The organism is Xenorhabdus stockiae, from assembly GCF_002632825.1.
Lineage (GTDB): Bacteria > Pseudomonadota > Gammaproteobacteria > Enterobacterales > Enterobacteriaceae > Xenorhabdus > Xenorhabdus stockiae.
On sequence record NZ_NJAJ01000008.1, the window covers coordinates 1 to 16,426 of the forward strand.

Annotated in this window: 16 protein-coding genes and 1 pseudogene; 10 read left to right on the forward strand and 7 right to left on the reverse strand. The window is 41.0% G+C overall.

Features of this window, described 5'->3' with window-relative positions; all coding sequences use genetic code 11:
• Positions 1-88 precede the first annotated feature (88 nt).
• Both Xsto_RS05090 and Xsto_RS05095 read right to left on the reverse strand, forming a co-directional pair.
• Positions 89-565, reverse strand: a pseudogene (locus Xsto_RS05090) (transposase); the annotation flags it as partial.
• Positions 566-699: 134 nt separating this feature from the next.
• Complete coding sequence (locus Xsto_RS05095) at positions 700-921, reverse strand: type II toxin-antitoxin system Phd/YefM family antitoxin (protein WP_099124286.1); 222 nt, start codon at positions 919-921, stop codon at positions 700-702.
• Between the two features lie 223 nt (positions 922-1,144).
• Between Xsto_RS05095 and potD the strand changes: the two genes are divergently transcribed.
• Positions 1,145-2,197: a spermidine/putrescine ABC transporter substrate-binding protein PotD gene (potD, locus tag Xsto_RS05105; RefSeq protein ID WP_099124287.1), complete on the forward strand. Its 1,053-nt coding sequence runs from the start codon at positions 1,145-1,147 to the stop codon at positions 2,195-2,197.
• A 58-nt stretch (positions 2,198-2,255) separates the two neighbouring features.
• On the opposite strand, the gene Xsto_RS05110 is transcribed toward potD, so the two are convergent.
• Positions 2,256-3,128 carry a phosphorothioated DNA-binding restriction endonuclease gene (locus tag Xsto_RS05110; RefSeq protein WP_099124288.1) on the reverse strand — a complete coding sequence of 291 codons (873 nt, stop codon included), beginning with the start codon at positions 3,126-3,128 and terminating at the stop codon, positions 2,256-2,258.
• Positions 3,129-3,144: 16 nt separating this feature from the next.
• On the opposite strand from Xsto_RS05110, the gene Xsto_RS21855 reads away from it, so the two are divergent.
• Entirely contained in the window at positions 3,145-3,339 is a 195-nt protein-coding gene (locus Xsto_RS21855; protein ID WP_193756876.1) for an AbrB/MazE/SpoVT family DNA-binding domain-containing protein, read from the forward strand.
• A 262-nt stretch (positions 3,340-3,601) separates the two neighbouring features.
• Complete coding sequence (locus tag Xsto_RS05115; protein ID WP_244590340.1) at positions 3,602-4,909, forward strand: RtcB family protein; 1,308 nt, start codon at positions 3,602-3,604, stop codon at positions 4,907-4,909.
• 60 nt (positions 4,910-4,969) lie between these two features.
• On the opposite strand, the gene Xsto_RS05120 is transcribed toward Xsto_RS05115, so the two are convergent.
• Both Xsto_RS05120 and Xsto_RS05125 read right to left on the reverse strand, forming a co-directional pair.
• Positions 4,970-5,956: a hypothetical protein gene (locus Xsto_RS05120; RefSeq protein WP_141554491.1), complete on the reverse strand. Its 987-nt coding sequence runs from the start codon at positions 5,954-5,956 to the stop codon at positions 4,970-4,972.
• Between the two features lie 89 nt (positions 5,957-6,045).
• Positions 6,046-7,149: a toxic anion resistance protein gene (locus Xsto_RS05125; protein WP_099124290.1), complete on the reverse strand. Its 1,104-nt coding sequence runs from the start codon at positions 7,147-7,149 to the stop codon at positions 6,046-6,048.
• A 522-nt stretch (positions 7,150-7,671) separates the two neighbouring features.
• On the opposite strand from Xsto_RS05125, the gene Xsto_RS05130 reads away from it, so the two are divergent.
• The 7 genes from Xsto_RS05130 (at position 7,672) to Xsto_RS22120 (ending at position 14,450) form a co-directional block, all read left to right on the forward strand.
• Entirely contained in the window at positions 7,672-7,986 is a 315-nt protein-coding gene (locus Xsto_RS05130; RefSeq protein WP_099109009.1) for a DUF3761 domain-containing protein, read from the forward strand.
• Positions 7,987-8,652: 666 nt separating this feature from the next.
• Positions 8,653-9,432: a protein bax gene (locus Xsto_RS05135; RefSeq protein WP_099109008.1), complete on the forward strand. Its 780-nt coding sequence runs from the start codon at positions 8,653-8,655 to the stop codon at positions 9,430-9,432.
• Positions 9,433-9,669: 237 nt separating this feature from the next.
• Positions 9,670-11,091, forward strand: coding sequence for an MBOAT family O-acyltransferase (locus Xsto_RS05145; RefSeq protein ID WP_099124291.1), 1,422 nt, complete (start codon positions 9,670-9,672; stop codon positions 11,089-11,091).
• Positions 11,078-12,226 carry an SGNH/GDSL hydrolase family protein gene (locus Xsto_RS05150; protein WP_099124358.1) on the forward strand — a complete coding sequence of 383 codons (1,149 nt, stop codon included), beginning with the start codon at positions 11,078-11,080 and terminating at the stop codon, positions 12,224-12,226. The genes Xsto_RS05145 and Xsto_RS05150 overlap by 14 nt, the downstream gene beginning before the upstream one ends.
• Positions 12,201-13,418: an SGNH/GDSL hydrolase family protein gene (locus Xsto_RS05155; protein ID WP_099124292.1), complete on the forward strand. Its 1,218-nt coding sequence runs from the start codon at positions 12,201-12,203 to the stop codon at positions 13,416-13,418. Before Xsto_RS05150 ends, Xsto_RS05155 begins: the two co-directional genes overlap by 26 nt.
• 195 nt (positions 13,419-13,613) lie before the next feature.
• Positions 13,614-13,976 (forward strand): type II toxin-antitoxin system HigB family toxin, encoded by a 363-nt coding sequence (locus Xsto_RS05160; protein ID WP_211284288.1) that lies wholly within the window; start codon positions 13,614-13,616, stop codon positions 13,974-13,976.
• Positions 13,977-14,450 carry a helix-turn-helix domain-containing protein gene (locus tag Xsto_RS22120; protein ID WP_141554492.1) on the forward strand — a complete coding sequence of 158 codons (474 nt, stop codon included), beginning with the start codon at positions 13,977-13,979 and terminating at the stop codon, positions 14,448-14,450.
• Between the two features lie 55 nt (positions 14,451-14,505).
• On the opposite strand, the gene gntU is transcribed toward Xsto_RS22120, so the two are convergent.
• Together gntU and gntK are read right to left on the reverse strand one after the other, a co-directional pair.
• Positions 14,506-15,843, reverse strand: coding sequence for a gluconate transporter (gntU, locus tag Xsto_RS05170; protein ID WP_099124294.1), 1,338 nt, complete (start codon positions 15,841-15,843; stop codon positions 14,506-14,508).
• Positions 15,840-16,379 carry a gluconokinase gene (gntK, locus tag Xsto_RS05175; RefSeq protein ID WP_099124295.1) on the reverse strand — a complete coding sequence of 180 codons (540 nt, stop codon included), beginning with the start codon at positions 16,377-16,379 and terminating at the stop codon, positions 15,840-15,842. The genes gntU and gntK overlap by 4 nt, the downstream gene beginning before the upstream one ends.
• Between the last annotated feature and the right edge of the window lie 47 nt (positions 16,380-16,426).

The following is a 16,426-nucleotide window of genomic DNA, read 5'->3' on the forward strand; positions in this document are numbered from 1 at the left end:
TCTTGGCATGATGTTCTCAAGGTAACGGTTTTTTGGCGAAAACAAGGATACCAGATCATCATGCCGTTCCAATTCCCCTCACAAAACATCCACAGCCCCTAATAATCAGGTGTAATTTGAACCCATAGAACCATCCCATTGAGGTTTTTCCGCGTTGCGCTATGCCCTGAAAGACCTTATGACGAGGAATACGGATGTTATGACAAACGCGCAAACTCGTGGAATCGATAAAAGCAATGCCTGTCGGTTTTCCTTTTAATTGAGTCAGATAACTGGATAAGGGGACCAAAACGGACGGGGCAACGCTGATAAAACGGGTATAACTGAGCAAGGAGGGGAAGTCGCGGTGGTGGTATTGCCAGATATGCTCCAAATAAAAGTTTTTAAAATCACGGTAATGCGACCGCTGAAAGAGGATTAAAATTGTCATGATTTCACTGGGATACATGCGGCCTTGTCTGCGGCGCAGGCGGTATCCGTTATCGAGACAAAACTGCGCCCACTGGGGGATGAAAAGACGACAAAAGTCGTCGACATCGCAGAAAATTTCAACTAACTTGTCCATGGCCTGTTCCTCCCCGGAGTCGTTTTAGGCTTTCACCAAAACTTTGCTCCTGGAACAGGCCTCTCGTCAATTTCTTATCCAGAATTCAGGTTAATTATGAAGAGCAATGACTTCATCTGGAGTGACGTGCCTAATCATCGATCTGTTAATTCTCTGTTTGATTTATCGAATAGCCCGACGATATCAGCAAATTCGGTATCCAATTTTGCTTTTTGAAGTGCTTCAAATTCTTTTTTACTAATAATTACAGCTGATTCTCTGCCACGTCGAGTGATCTCCACTGGTTGACCAGCTACAGCTTTATCGATAACAGCAGCCAAGTTTTCACGAGTTTGTGAAATAGTAAATGTGTCCATGATGTTCCTTCTTAGCTTTATATGTATGGTTTTTGTTCATTGTACAACTGAATCCACCTAATTGTACAATTCACAGACTTACACATGATAAGCGGCTTTACCCCATGTAAGGGCGCTTTTATAATAGCCGTTTTTTGGGGTAGGTTTATATCGAGCCTGCTGTATATGGGAATGACGCGATAATAACGCATCAACTGCGGGGAAACACTACATGAAAAACAGCATGAAAAAGTGGTTCTATCTGTTAGCCGCCGGGATGATGGCATTAAGCATTGGTTCGGTAAATGCTGCTGCCGAGAATGATGGCAAGACACTCTATTTTTACAACTGGACTGAATACGTTCCGCCTGGCTTGCTCAACCAGTTCACTAAAGAAACCGGAATCAAGGTGATTTATTCCACCTATGAATCCAATGAGAGCATGTACACCAAGCTGAAAACTTATAAAGACGGCGCTTATGATTTGGTTGTGCCCTCCACTTACTTTGTCTCCAAGATGAGCAAAGAAGGGATGCTGCAAAAAATCGATACCAGTAAGCTCAAGAATTTCCATAATCTTGATCCTAATCTGCTGCATAAGTCATTTGACCCAAAAAACGAATATTCCATTCCTTATATTTGGGGTGCGACAGCGATTGGTGTTAACAGCGATAATATCGATCCAAAAACGCTGACTTCTTGGGCTGAGTTCTGGAAGCCTGAGTACAAAAACAGTTTGGTATTGACGGATGATGCCCGTGAAGTCTTTCAGATGGCGTTGCTGAAGCTGGGGTATTCCGGCAATACGACAAATCCCAAGGAGATTGAAGCGGCGTATCAGGAACTGAGAAAGCTGATGCCAAATGTACTGGCGTTCAATTCAGATAACCCTGCTAATCCATTTATGGAAGGTGAAGTTGATGTCGGCATGATGTGGACAGGTTCTGCTTATGTTGCCCGTCAGGCGGGAACGCCTATTGATATTATCTGGCCGAAAGAAGGTGGAATTTTCTGGATGGATAGTCTGGCTATTCCGGCAAATGCTAAAAATGTCGAAGGTGCGATGAAGCTGATTGACTTCTTGCTGCGTCCAGAGATTGCGGCCCAAGTTGCAGAAACCATCGGTTATCCGACACCGAATCTGTCTGCGAAAAAATTATTGCCAGCTTCTGTATCAGGGGATAAGTCACTGTATCCTGATGAATCAGTGATCCAGAAAGGGGAATGGCAGAGCGATGTTGGTAATGCCAATGTTCTGTATGAAGACTATTTCCAGAAACTGAAAGCAGGTCAGTAATTCAGTATTAAATTTAGCTAGAAGGGAGCATTTGACTCCCTTTTTTAATATTTACACGTTATTGCTTAAAGACCTGATTGCGATGCCAGATAACAAAGCTTTCTGACGGATAATAATCTTTTTGTTTGGGAAGTAATATTGACTGATTCGCGAAATTCCAGAATAACTGCCTGACCATCGGGCCGCCATTAATGCTCTCTGATACCAATAATCTCATATTATCGTCAATACTGATGGAACCCATATCGAATGCAGAATGGTGCAATGAACAGAGAGCGAGACCGTTATTTATCGTACATGGCCCACCGTATTGCTTCCATCTGATATGGGCCGCTTCCAGACCGACGGGGGTATCATCATGCCGAAGGTTATAACCGCATATTGCACACTCATAGTTATAGGCTCGTAGTATTTGCTGACGAAAATGGGGATCTCGCATCTTGCGGATATCACTCAAAGAGAAATCCAGTTGATTGGCAATCAGCTCCTGTATGCTATCAGGGAAATGCTCACTAAGTATCTGTTGTGCCAGTTTATCGATTAAGGCGGGTTTACTACGTAACAGTTGGTAGCTTTGTGGCTCGAAACCACCTTTAACACCAAATTCAATCAGTTCGCGTTTTGGCGGCTGTTTGCTGCCTTTTTGTGGTGTGCATAGTTCAGTATTCTGTAATTCCCAGAAACCATCGCCCCGCAACCGCCAGAATGGTAAATGGGGTTCGTGGCTTTTACGTCTTGGCCCGAAATGAGCCAGAAGATTTAATAATGGCTGGTGGATTTCTTTTCCATAATCAAACAGTCTTTCGTGGCCTTTCTGGTACTGAGAGAGTACATACAGTAATAATAGTGGCTTATGAGGTGCACGTTGATCGCCTTTGCGCCAGACAGAAAGGTTTGAAATAGCGACTTGTAGTTCTTTGATAGTAGGCATTTAAGCTGTCTGATTAATGGATAAAGGTATTGCGATCATGCTCGCAAAAGTAGCGGAGGGCAAGGTGTTGCGCTTAATATGTGAATCCAATAAATTGAGATATCAAAATAAAGCTCATTGGGACAGTTGGTTTGATGATGAAAATCCTACGCCTGATTTTATGGTTGATAGGTCGCAGCCAGATGAGCAAAACCGAGAAGAGTTCAATTAAGCAAAGATTAAAATTTAACAATTAGATTAATGAATCCTCTTTACATCTTGAATTTCTACAACTAGTATACCCAGCTCAAATCTTCCTGAATTATGCTGCTGCAGGAAAAACAAGACTTCTTCCCCCTCAAAACGGAAGAAGCGATTTTTTGTTTTTCTAGGTAGCTTACATGTCTACATTAAATCGTTTACAAAAACGTCTGTCCCGTCAGTGAATTGAAACTTATTACGAAAACAATACTTATCATTTCAATCAAAATCAGGTGGAAGCCAAAGTCCTGTTACCGGAATCTTTGCCACTGGAAGAAAAAGCTGTACAGCAATTGCTTGATTTGGCTTCGGTTCGGGTTCCCGGCAGTGATGCAAAAGTTTGTCAGGCTCGTGCAACACCAGATTTTCATCCAGGCACGACAGCGCCTGTAGGCAGTGTTGTGGCAACCACAGAAGATTTAGTGATCCCTGCTGCAATTGGTACGGATATTAATTGTGGTATGCGTCTGCTGACAACCGGGTTGAGCTATGAAGAAGCAAACAGCCAGAAAGAAGCATTGGTTCAGCAGCTAAAAAACGTCTTACTACTAGATCAACGCAATGTTCCTGTTACTCCCCGATCATTTAGCGCCTTATTTGATGAGGGATTGGCTGCGTGGTTGCAGGAATTACCCCGACAAGGAATTTGGCAGCAGGCTGATTTCAGCCGGATGTATGTTGAATTAAACGCAGTATTGAGTACACATGCAGTAAAAGCTCATAGTCGATATGCTCCGGAAGCGTTTTTTGAGCAGCGGGAAATTATCCGGCCAGCCAGCCTGGGAACGGTTGGCTCTGGTAATCACTTTGTTGAGTTGCAGATCGTGGATACTATTTTCGACAGACATGCCGCTTATGCTGCTGGTCTGCGCGAGGGGGATATCTTGATAATGATCCATACCGGCTCACGGGATGTTGGGTTTTATGTTGGTCAGCGTTGGTCTGATAAAGCGAAGGCACTTTGGCCTGCGGCAGAAAAATATCCGGCTTCCGGTCTGTTTGGTCTGACGGCGGAACATGCTCAGGAATATTTATTGGCGATGGGTGTTGCTGCACGTTATGCGTGGGCGAATCGTATTGTCCTGACTGAATTAGTGCGTTCGCAATGGCAAAAGGTATTCGAACAGGATAAAAGCCGTCTGCTTGTCGATCTCTCGCATAATATTATTTTTCCTGAACAGGGAATGAACCTTCACCGTAAAGGTGCAACTCCGGCGCGAGCCGGGGAGTTGGCATTAATTCCCGGTTCAATGGGGGATTATTCTTATCTCGTCATGGGAAAAGGTCATTCAGACTGGTTATGGTCATGCTCACATGGTGCCGGTCGTTCAGTACGCCGTCAGGAGATGCGTAGTAAGGCTCTAAAACCACAAGAAAATCGCGGTTTGCCGTGGCAGTGCATTACTCTGAAAAGTGAGCGTTTACGGGAAGAGGCACCTTCGGCTTATAAACCCATTACATCTGTCATTGAAGTTCAGGAACAAGCTGGATTAATTAAATCAGTGGCAAGAGTCAGGCCATGGCTTACGTTTAAAGCCTGATATTAGCGAAGATTTAAGGCTGGTTTTGACCAGCCTTATTTTCCTGATGACTTTGAGCCGCTATTTTTTCAATTCAAAGCCTTGGGAGCGTACTAGCTGATTCATCGATTTCAAATCAGCCATCAGATCATCAACATTGTTATCCAACAGATTTTGGTGCATTTCACTAAACGCGATGCTCATTTCCTGCAGGCTCTGTATGGCCAGTAAGTTAGCTTCCTGAAATTGGGAGCTGCTGGCCTGATGCTGTTTAAGAGTAGCTAAAGATTCAACTGTGCTCCTAATCATAGGTAAATAACGATTCAGGAATACAGTTCCTTGTGGTATATCTCTTTCATCTTCTTCCATACATGTGATGATGGCGTAGGTTTTTTCTTCAATTATATCAAGATAAGGACCGATCTCGCTCGGCACATTAGTTTTATGCATCATGACTAACGCCAATTGGTGACGATATTCTTTGAAAGCCTCTAGTATATTTTCATTTTTCTGATTGCTATTTGAGCCCACTATTTTTGCTGTCTCACTTGCTGATTTTTTTATTTCATCCTCAATACATTTCATTTCTTCATTAATTTTTTTCTGCTCGGATTTACAGGCTACAACAACTAGCACTACATATATAATACAGAACCAAATTGAGAATAATTTTAAATTGCTTATAAATCCTGATATGAAAATGAGATATCCAATTATCAATAGAAAAAATCGCTCACCTTTTACTAAGTTCTTGCCTGTGAATTTGATAAGTAACATAGTCATCCCTGCAAATAGCAGGAATATAGGTAATAAGTTAGCAACAGCACACAATATTAGTAGTAATACAATAATAATTGACTGTCGAGTGTTAGAGTTACACTCGCTATGGGGAGGCCACAAAGCAACTAGGCCAATGTAGTTAGATAGAGCAATAAATCCTTCAGTAGATGAATTATAATTCCCTTCCCAGAGTTTCAACTTCGTTGTTAGATATATGGCTATAGAGCCAGTCATCAGTCCTATAAAATGAACCAGTAAGCGAAACGTGAATTTTTTTAATGTATCCACAATATAAAATCATCCTTTTAAAACCTCCCATAATATTATAAGGAAGGCCCTTGTCTAAAAAATTAACAATTCTTTTTTGAACGAGCTAATTATTGATATTTTTTCACTGCAGCATTTAAACGTTGACGCAGATTTTCTTCCATATTGGTGAGCTCTAGTTCCACCTGAGCGCGTTTTGTTTTTGCTTCGGAAGCTATGTGCATGGTTTCTTCGATGGTGTTAACCAGACGATCTTGCACTTCGCGTAAAGTTTCTGCGTCAATAATGGAACGTTCAACTTCTGTCGCTACGGCAATACTGTTTTGTTGTAGGATTTCTGCGTTTCTGCGCAATAATTCATTTGTAGTATCGCTGACTTCTTTCTGTAATTTGGCTGCTTTACCTTGCGCATTAAGGGATAGTTGCAATACTAACTGGCTTTTCCAGATTGGCAGAGTAGTCATAATGCTGCTCTGAATTTTTTCTGCCAACTGCTGATTATTACTCTGTACAATACGGATTTGTGGAGCTGTTTGAACAGCTACCGCTTTCGATAGTTCCAAATCATGAATACGGCGCTCAAATCGGGTGATATTCTCTATTAGATCTCTGACGCTTTGTGCATCCATCATATCTTTGGATGCTTCAGCTTTCATGTGCAGCTCCGGCAGAAGTTCGTTTCTCACTAGCTCCAGTTTTTGTTTACCCGCTTCTACGTAAAGGGTTATTTCTTTATAAAAACTTAAATTACGGGCATAGAGTTGTTCTAATATATTGATATCTCGAATTAGAGTAGTCATTGAGTTATCAAGATGGGAGGTAATAGCATCAACCTGTTGTGTTAACGTTTTGCTATCAATAATTGAACGCTCGGCTTTTTTGAACAATCCTCCAATCAACGGTAGATTTCTGAAAAAACTGCTTGTTTTTTCTTCATTAGTTAAAGCACCATTCTCTCGAACAAACATGACCAAGTCTGATAACTTATTACCAATAGCTCCTGTATCTTTTGAGCGGACATTTTCCAATAAAGAGTCAGCAAAACGAGCAATTTCTCCCATTGGTTTAGCACCATAGCTAATTACAGAAGTTGGTTGAAAAATATCAATTTTATCAACTAATGCATTTACTTTCTCTTGAGCAATTTGATCGATTAACTGTGTCGAACTGTTTTGGTGTTCGAACGATGGTACAAGCATAGATTCTGTATTCATAAGGTGATCCAATTGTGAAAATAATGTAGCCTAATGTAATATAAAGAATATTATACGTTCTTCATTATATATTTAAAACAAGTTAAATCATGAATGAAGGAAAGATCTACGGTATGTACCCATTTAAATAAAAATCTGATTGTAAATTAACCTTTCATTGTTTTTAATAATTAATTGAAGAACACATTTCATATGAAATTGTGAATTCATGGTTATTTTATTTTTTTATTGTTTTCAGAAAACAAATGAATTTATCTGGTTTTAATAAACATTCAATAGCCATTGATTTTTTATAAGTCAATGAATCAATCCCCTTTTCTTTTCCAGTCAGAAACAGGTATTGGATTACTATATAATTAAACTTGATTTTTTATTTTCCCCTTACGTTGAATAAATGTTTTCATAGTCTATTAAGTTATAACCATTATTTATGTTAAGTTTGTAATCGCATCATTCAAAGCTATACTCCAAACTGCAAGAGTTGATTTCGGGTTAAAGTACTTCTAACCAGAGGATTTATATATGAAGAACTTGAAGTTATCAGTTGCGGCATTACTGGTGTTGTTTTCAAGTGCAGTACTTGCAGCGCCAGCAGTACCAACAGAGCCTGTTTCTAAACCTGTGATACCCGTCGAAAAAAGTATAAAATCGGTAAAAAATAAAACCGGTTCATTAGAAAAACAAGTGCAGAAGAACAGTAAGAAATCAACAAAGAAAAGGAAAGCGACTCCAACAAAAGCGGTGAATACCGCGCTTTGTAAAGACGGAACATATAGTAAGAGCAAATCACGTAAAGGTGCATGCTCTCGCCATGGCGGGGTTGCCAAGTGGTTGTAGTTTTCTGTTGATTTCTTATCATATCCAATTAGGGAGCCTAGGCTCCCTAATTATTTTCCAATTGATATCGTTTTAATTGGTTCAAAAGAATATATCGACTACCGTAGAAAATAGAATTTTACCGATATTAGTAATGTGTTTTTTATTTGAGAATGTATTTAATTATAATGAAAGATGAGATTCAATTTTTATTGATAGGATAAGTGTGGATGAGGTTATATTAAATCAATTGATTTAAAATGACCCTATTACTTATTTAACTTTATTGTTTAAATATAACTAACCAGCAAAATAGATAATGAGAAATAGATAAAATCATATCTGATAATTGATGTAGTATCACTAATGTTTTATCAATCGAGTAAACGTGGGTGGATGGTGATTTTTTTATTTAAAATAAATGGGTTGATAATGTTTTTCTGAACATGAGTTTTCTATTTTTAGGTGGTAAATTAATATGTTAATAGGTGTTATTTCGGGATAAAAATCCAATAATTATTACACTTATTTACTATGTTGAGTGAAAAATATAGATTATTATCAGTAACGTGCTAATATTCGTTACGTAAATAGTTTGTGCGAATCACGAATAAAGATAGCTATAGGTTAATTGCTTTGTTAATATTCGTGTGTTTTCAACCAGAGTAATAAAACGAGGAGAAGCAAATGCCCTCTCGAATGATGAGGACAACTGCGGTCTTCGCTTTCTTTCTCTCTTTAATCTTTACTGGTTTGAGCAGTGCTTCAAAAAATAGCTCAAAAATGGAAGAGTATTCTCACAGTGGCATCAAACATCATTTGCCTGATTTGCGAAAATACCCTTCTGGCGTACCCAGAAAGAAAGCGTTTTTGAACCTTGTTGTCCCTGTAATTGATAAGCATAATCAACAGATTATGCGAGACCGTAAGTGGGTTCTGTCACACCATCATACTTCTAAATGGTCTGCACAGGATATCAGGAGGTTGCAAAGGATCTGTTCTGATTACAAAATGACTTGTACCTCACCACAACGCACCAATTGGCAGAAGTTAATTAGTAGAGTTGACATCATTCCAACCCATTTTGTTGCTACTCAGGCCGCAGCAGAATCTGGTTGGGGAACATCAGAACTTGCGCAGAAAAACAATAACCTGTTTGGAATGCGCTGTAGATCATGTGGTCATGCCAAAGGGAAAGTCAAAGGCTATTCCGTCTATGATACGATTGAAGATTCGGTCATTGCTTATATGAAAAATATGAATACGCACCGTGCTTATGAGTCACTGCGTATTTCACGCGCCAGGCAACGAACAGAGCAGAAGCCGCTGAATACCAGCAAACTTATCGATAATTTGCATGGTTATTCTGAATTAGGTGCTGTCTATAATCGTTATTTACACCGGGTATTTGATGGAAATAAGGAATTGATTTCACAGGTACTGGAATACGATAGTTATAGCCAATAAGGCAAGTAATATGGTAATTCATCAAATAATCCGCACCGTATTAATTACGCTGCGGATTATTTTTATTACGACATCTTCAGTTAATAGATTTGGGAGTACATGCCAGAGGAAACGGTATATAGCTAATAAAAAAGCAATCGATATATTATCTATTGTAAATATAAACAAATTCCATAACATAGAGGGGATCGGGATTGTGTTTTTCCTACAATGATAAATGGTTAGCTAGAGCCTAATATGAACTTCTTTTCTTTTGAGTTTCTTGGAGCATTTGTTATTCTGCTCTTTGTTTACTGGCTGTTACAGAAAGCCCCCAGGCTACAAAATGGATTGTTAATTTTAGTTAGTTATTTATTTATATTCTCTTTTTCAGCAAATTTTGTTTATGTTCTATTCATCTACACTCTGTTTATTTACTTTTTAGCCAATATTCTCAGTCGGTATTTATCTCATAAAATTATATTTACTTTACTGACATTGGGTATCCTTAGCTGTTTTACTGCATTTAAATACTATTCTTTCTTTCAGGAGGCAATACAACAGGCATTAGGTAGTATAGGTCTTAATGTAGAGCTACCGGTTCTTGAACTGTTATTACCGTTAGGTTTGTCATTTTATGTTTTTCACTCAGTCAGTTATGTAGTTTCTGTCTGTAAGAAAGAACTTTCACCCGCCTCATTACCTGACGTTATCCTATATCTTTGCTTTTTTCCAAGCCTTGTAGCAGGCCCGATCAATCGGGCCAAAGATTTTCTACCACAGATTCAGGCATCATCCAGAATCATTCTGGAACCCTTGAAAGCCTTGCTTTTGATTGCGCTGGCTGTTGGAAAGCTATTTCTGCTCAGTGCAACACTGACCGAAAATTTCGTTAATCCGGTATTTGAGGATCCGGCTGGTTATCATGCAGGTCAGGTTTTGGTAGCGATTTATGCTTATGCATGGAATATCTATTTTAATTTTTCCGGTTATACCGATTTGGTAACAGGGATAGCGTTATTACTCGGCTTCAGAGTACCGCAGAATTTTAATGCCCCTTATCTGGCAGAGAACCTGCAGGTGTTTTGGCGTCGCTGGCATATTAGCCTGTCCACCTTTATCCGTGACTATGTTTATATTCCTCTGGGAGGAAATAAAAAGGGCGCTATCCGCAAAAATTTGAATCTGTTTGCTGCGATGGTTATCTCTGGATTGTGGCATGGTGTGGGAATAAATTTTATTCTTTGGGGCGCTATTCACGGTCTGGGGCTAATCTTCCACAATATAAAGCGCTTCCTGTTCTCTTCATCAGGAAAACGTCATGAAATATCAGCTAACAACCCTGTTTTGTTATTTTTATCCCGTGTGATGACATTCCATTTTGTTTGTCTGGCATGGGTGTTTTTCCGAAGCCCAACACTGAATGATGCTTTGACGGTATTGGGTCAGCTTTTCTCCGGTGATATCTTGGCATCTTTGCTTTCCAGTAGTGCTTTGCTAGCCACCTTTTGGGGGCTGTTTATTGCTTATCCATTACTGGCGAAGATCAGAAATTCAATGGAAAGAAATTTCCGGCATATTTCATGGCTATATTATCCGGTTCCTCTGGCACTGGTTCTCACATTGGTATTTATATTGTCACCTTCCGGAATGCCTGGGTTTATCTATGCTAACTTCTGAATTTACATCTACATTTAAGAATGTCGGACGGGTTATTTTCATCGTTTTTTTGACCACACTACTGTTAATCTGGCTGAATCAAAGTTCACTGGATAATTTTTGGCAGCAGAAATATCACCGTAATAGCCCGTGGACTGTTCTGAAAGGTGAGCCGCTATGGGATTTGGGGAATAATATACAGAAAGGGGTTGTTGCGGCTGGTGAGACGTTTATAGCACATGCAGGCGGTCATCATCAGGAGAAATCACAGCAAGCTCGTGATAATGGCGGATTTTCCTCCGCGTTATTACCTGAATTTCAGGTTGGGTTACATTTTTTGCAGGGCTATATTTATCCGGTAGAGAGTCGTTATTTAAAGTTTCCTGATTTATTAAGGAAGGATATTAAAATCCCATTATCACCTTTATTGGTCAATAATCAAAAGATCAATCGTTCCGTTGAGATTATTCAGAAAACGGAGGTCAGGTTAGGAAACAGGGATAAGGTACTTTTTGCCGGAGATTCGATGATGCAAGGAGTGGCTCCACATCTGAAGCGCCGTCTTTATCAGGAATATGGTATTTCCGGCATCAATTTGAGCAGACAAAATACCGGACTGACCTATTCTGGTTTCTTTGACTGGCCGAAAGCGATCCGCAATGCGTTAAATCAGGATCCGGATATCAGGTTGGTTATCGTATTTTTAGGGCCGAATGATCCGTGGGGTATTCCTGCCAAGCCCGGAGAAAGTTACCTGAAATTTGCGAGTGAAAGTTGGGAAAGTGTTTATCGCCAGAGGATTGAAGTTATCCTTAATGATGCCCGTGAGCATAATGTTGATGTTATCTGGATCGGGCCGCCTAATATGCGTCAGAAAAAGCTTTCCGGCAATATGGCTTACCTCAGTAAATTGTATCAGGCGGAGGTGGCAAAAATGGGTGAGATTTATGTTTCCGTCAATGATATGTTCAAATATCAGTCAGAAAATTACTCAGATTATATTGGTGATGGCAGCAGTACAATCAAACTCAGAAGTGGTGATGGTATTCACTTTAGTTTGAGTGGGCAGAAAGTCATTGCTGACTCTATCTTTTCATTAATCACCGCTATTCAGGAGCCAGTTGAGGAAAATGCAACCATTCAGACAGTTCCATAGGTTTTACCGGTTAATGGGTGCAGGTTTAATCCTCTTGCTTTCTATGGGCTTATTATCATGCCATGAGAAAAAGCCTCTACCTCCATCGGAATCTCAGGTAACGCAGATAAATTATCAGAAGCAGCTAGTGGACTTTTCTGAGCCTAATCTCGCATTGTTGGCTGATAAATTGCGCCACAGCCATTCCCAGACGCTGCATATCGTACAATTAGGAGACTCCCATACTGCTGCTGATTTTTTCACAGGTAAGCTACGGGATTTATTTCAGCAACGCTATGGCGATGCGGGGCCAGGTTTTGTCAGCCCGATGACAATTGCGGGCCAGCGCAATGCGAGAGTTAAATTCTCCGGTGATAAGACGGGCTGGTGGCTTTCTTCCAGCCGAAAAGAGGACAGGGCTGATTTTCCTCTGGGTGGGTTTATCGCTATGCCTGAACGTGCTGGAAGCACAATAACAATAAATTTATCTCCGCCTGATAATCACAAGTATCGAATGCGTGTTCTTTATCAGTCTCATGATGAAACTTATTTGAAGCCGCAATCCTCTCTTTTATGGCGATTACCTGCGACACAAAGTGAATGGCATTTTTCACCGGATCACCCTGTTTTTTTTCCGCTTAAGCTCTCCGCACACGATGCTCAGTTAAAAATTGGTGGCTGGCTGATAAGTCGCCAGAATAGCGGGGTTCTGTTATCTGCACTCGGGATTAATGGCGCGACCATTAATATGCTGAATAAATGGCAGCCGGAATGGATTAATACTCTGGCACAATTGAAGCCGGATTTAGTTATTCTCGCCTATGGCACGAATGAGGCTTTTAATGATGCTTTAGACCTTGATGGCTATCGTCAGGAACTGACCGCGAAAATACAGAAGATCCGCAGTGTGATACCCGACGCGGTGATCCTGCTGATTGGCCCGAATGATTCTTTGAAAAACAAACATGCGATAGGTTGTGAAGAGCAGCAACCTGCCTTGCTTAGAGATGTTATTCGGATTCAGCAGGAAGTCGCCAGCAAACAACATACTTTGTTCTGGAACTGGCAGGCATTTATGGGAGGAACATGCTCAATTCGCATCTGGGAGCAACAGGGTCTTGCACGTCCTGATTATATCCACCTTTCTGCTGCGGGTTATGAACGTAGTGCGGAAGGGCTTTATAAGCAGTTTATTGATTTAATTGGGGAGTAAATCGGTGGTGAGGGCAGGACGGTTGGAATGACTTGCCTGCTTTATTGTGACTTAATTGAACCAATATATTTTCTGCTTACCTTGAGTGGTATCCTCAAAAACTCTTCATATTGCAACATGATGTGAGCAAATGTCATTCTATTTGCGATGGGTTTTTGGCAAATATCGCATATTGCGATATCATGAGAATCAGGCATGCGAGTGATCTCGGTTAAAACCATAACGGATGCAATGTTAAAACATGCTCAGTGGAAAGTCGGTTTAAAACTGTGGCTGGATGTGTTTGACAAATCATCTTTACGTTTTGAATCATACAGTCAGATTTTGAATGTCTGGAAAAATTCTTCTGGATGGAATGTTGACCGTATACCACATGAATTATTGGAGAAAGGGAGTAAGAAGGGGCCTCTTGATATTTATGTCTTTGATATACATAAAAATAAATGTCGCATTATTGCATGGCTTAACCCTCATTCTGGCTCTCTGTACGTCAAAGATGTTTGTTCACACGCTGAGTACGATAAGTGGTGGAAAAACCAGACTAAATCGAAAAGGTGAATGATGAGAAAAGTATTACTCAATTCAGCAGGAACTGAGGAACTCCTTAAAAATTTACCTGTTATATTACGGGCAATATCTGATCAACTTAGTTCCGTTTCTTTATTATTCTCTGCTTGTATGGAGCCTATCGAAAATGATGAAGATCTTAAAGCAAGAATGGAGATTATCGATGAGTTGTACTCGTACTCTAATGATGTCAAAGATATTTCAGCTCAATTGGCTGAATTGATAACTGATCGGGTGTATGAGTATGAAAAGCAGAACGTTAAAGTTCCGCATGTAAGCCCGGCAGAAGCCCTCTCATTTTTTATCAAAGAGAGAAAATTAAAGCAGATAGATTTACGTGAGATTGCGACTCAGAGTGTTATTTCAGAGATTATTCATGGAAAAAGAGCGATGACACTCGAACAGGTAAAAGGGTTTTCTAAATTCTTCAACGTTCCAGTTGAGACCTTTATGGGAATACTTTGAAATGAAAAACGGCACCTTATCCATCAGATAACGTGCCGTTAATTTTTTAAGCTTATTACAGCAGGGCGAAATAGATCATACCGATAATGGCCCCGGTGGTGCCTAAAATCGTTTCCATGATCGTCCAGGTTTTTAAGGTCTGTCCTTCAGTTGCTCCGGTAAATTTGCCGAACAACCAGAAACCGGAGTCGTTGACATGGCTGAGGATCAGTGAACCCCCTGCGATACAGACGGATAGTGCTGCCATTTGTGCACCGGAATAACCTAATTCACCGATAACAGGCAACACTAAGCCGACAGTGGTCAGGCAGGCAACAGTGGCAGAACCCTGAATCACACGCACAGCTCCCGCCAGAATAAAACAGGCCAGAGCGATTGGCAGACCAGCCCCAACCAATGCGTTACCTAATGCTGGGCCTACACCGGAATCAACCAGCACCTGTTTGAAGACTCCGCCCGCACCAGTCACCAATAGGATAATTCCAGCTGGCTGGAGTGCCGCAGAGCACACTTCCATCACTTTTTCTTTGCTCATACCACGACGGATTGCCAGACCATAAATAGCCACCAGGCAGGCAATTAAAATCGCAGTAAACGGATGTCCGATAAATTCCAGCCACTGATACAGGGTTGATTGTTGATCAACAAAACGGGCGGCGATAGTTTTCAAACCGACTAATACCAGAGGGAACAGTACCAATGCCAGACTTAAAGCAAAGGAAGGCATCTGGCTCTTACCGATGCTTGGGGTACTCAGATCGTTGGGTAAATCCAGTGTGACATGTTTACTGATGAAATTACCGTATATCGGGCCAGCCAGTAACATGCCGGGAATTGCTGCACTCAGGCCAATCAGGATCATCCAGCCAAAATCCGCACCCATTTGGGAAGCCAACATCATTGGCGTCGGCCCCGGTACCAAAAATGCCGCCGCCGCTGCAACACCGGCAAACAGAGGGATCGCCAGTTTTACGACATTACCGCCAGTCCGGCGCGCAACAGCAAAAACCACACCTATCAACAATACGACTGCCACATCAAAAAACAAGGGTAATGCACAGATAAGCCCCGCAACACCCAGTGCATAATTAGCCCTTTTTTCACCGAAACTACCCAGTAATTTCACAGCAATCTGATCCAATGCGCCCGTTTCATGCAGGATTTTTCCAAACATTGCACCGAGCGCAACAACGACAGCAAGGAAGCCCAGTGTGCCGGACATGCCGTTTTGCATCGTTTGGGTAATTTTTTCTAATGGCATACCGGAAAACATACCGGCTCCCATTGAAACCAGCATTAAGGCGATAAAGGCGTGCATTCTGGCCTTCATCACTAAAAACAGTAACAGAAGAACAGAGCCGACAGCTGTCAGCACCAACGTTAATGTACTCATGAATGTCCCTCAGTAATACGTTCAATTGTTGTAATTGTATTGTTAATTACTTCATCAAGACTCGGTTTGATATCAATGAAATGAACATCTTTTTCATCAATTGTCGGCTCTTCCAGTGTCTCAAATTGTGAGATAAGCATTTGCGGTTTGAAAAAGTGCCCTTTACGAGCTTTCAGGCGGCTTTCAATTAATTCAAAATTCCCCTGCATATACAAAAATGACAGATTTTTATTGCCGTTACGCAGGATATCCCGATAGTGTTTTTTCAGGGCTGAACACACCAGCAAAGAAACGCTATTAGTACGTTGCATGGCAAAAATGGCATCGTTGAGAGCTTCCAGCCACGGTTGGCGATCATCATCATTTAGGGCATGGCCTTCAGCCATTTTCTGAATATTGGCGCGGGGATGAAGAAAATCACCATCTAAAAAAGCGGCACCCAGTTCACGGGCAACACCATTGGCAACGGCAGATTTACCGCTGCCGGATACCCCCATCAATATAAAAACGTGGTTTGGTCGCTGGGTATCGCTCATATAAAACTCCTTTATGCAGATTTTGCCACTTGGCTATCCTTGTGACT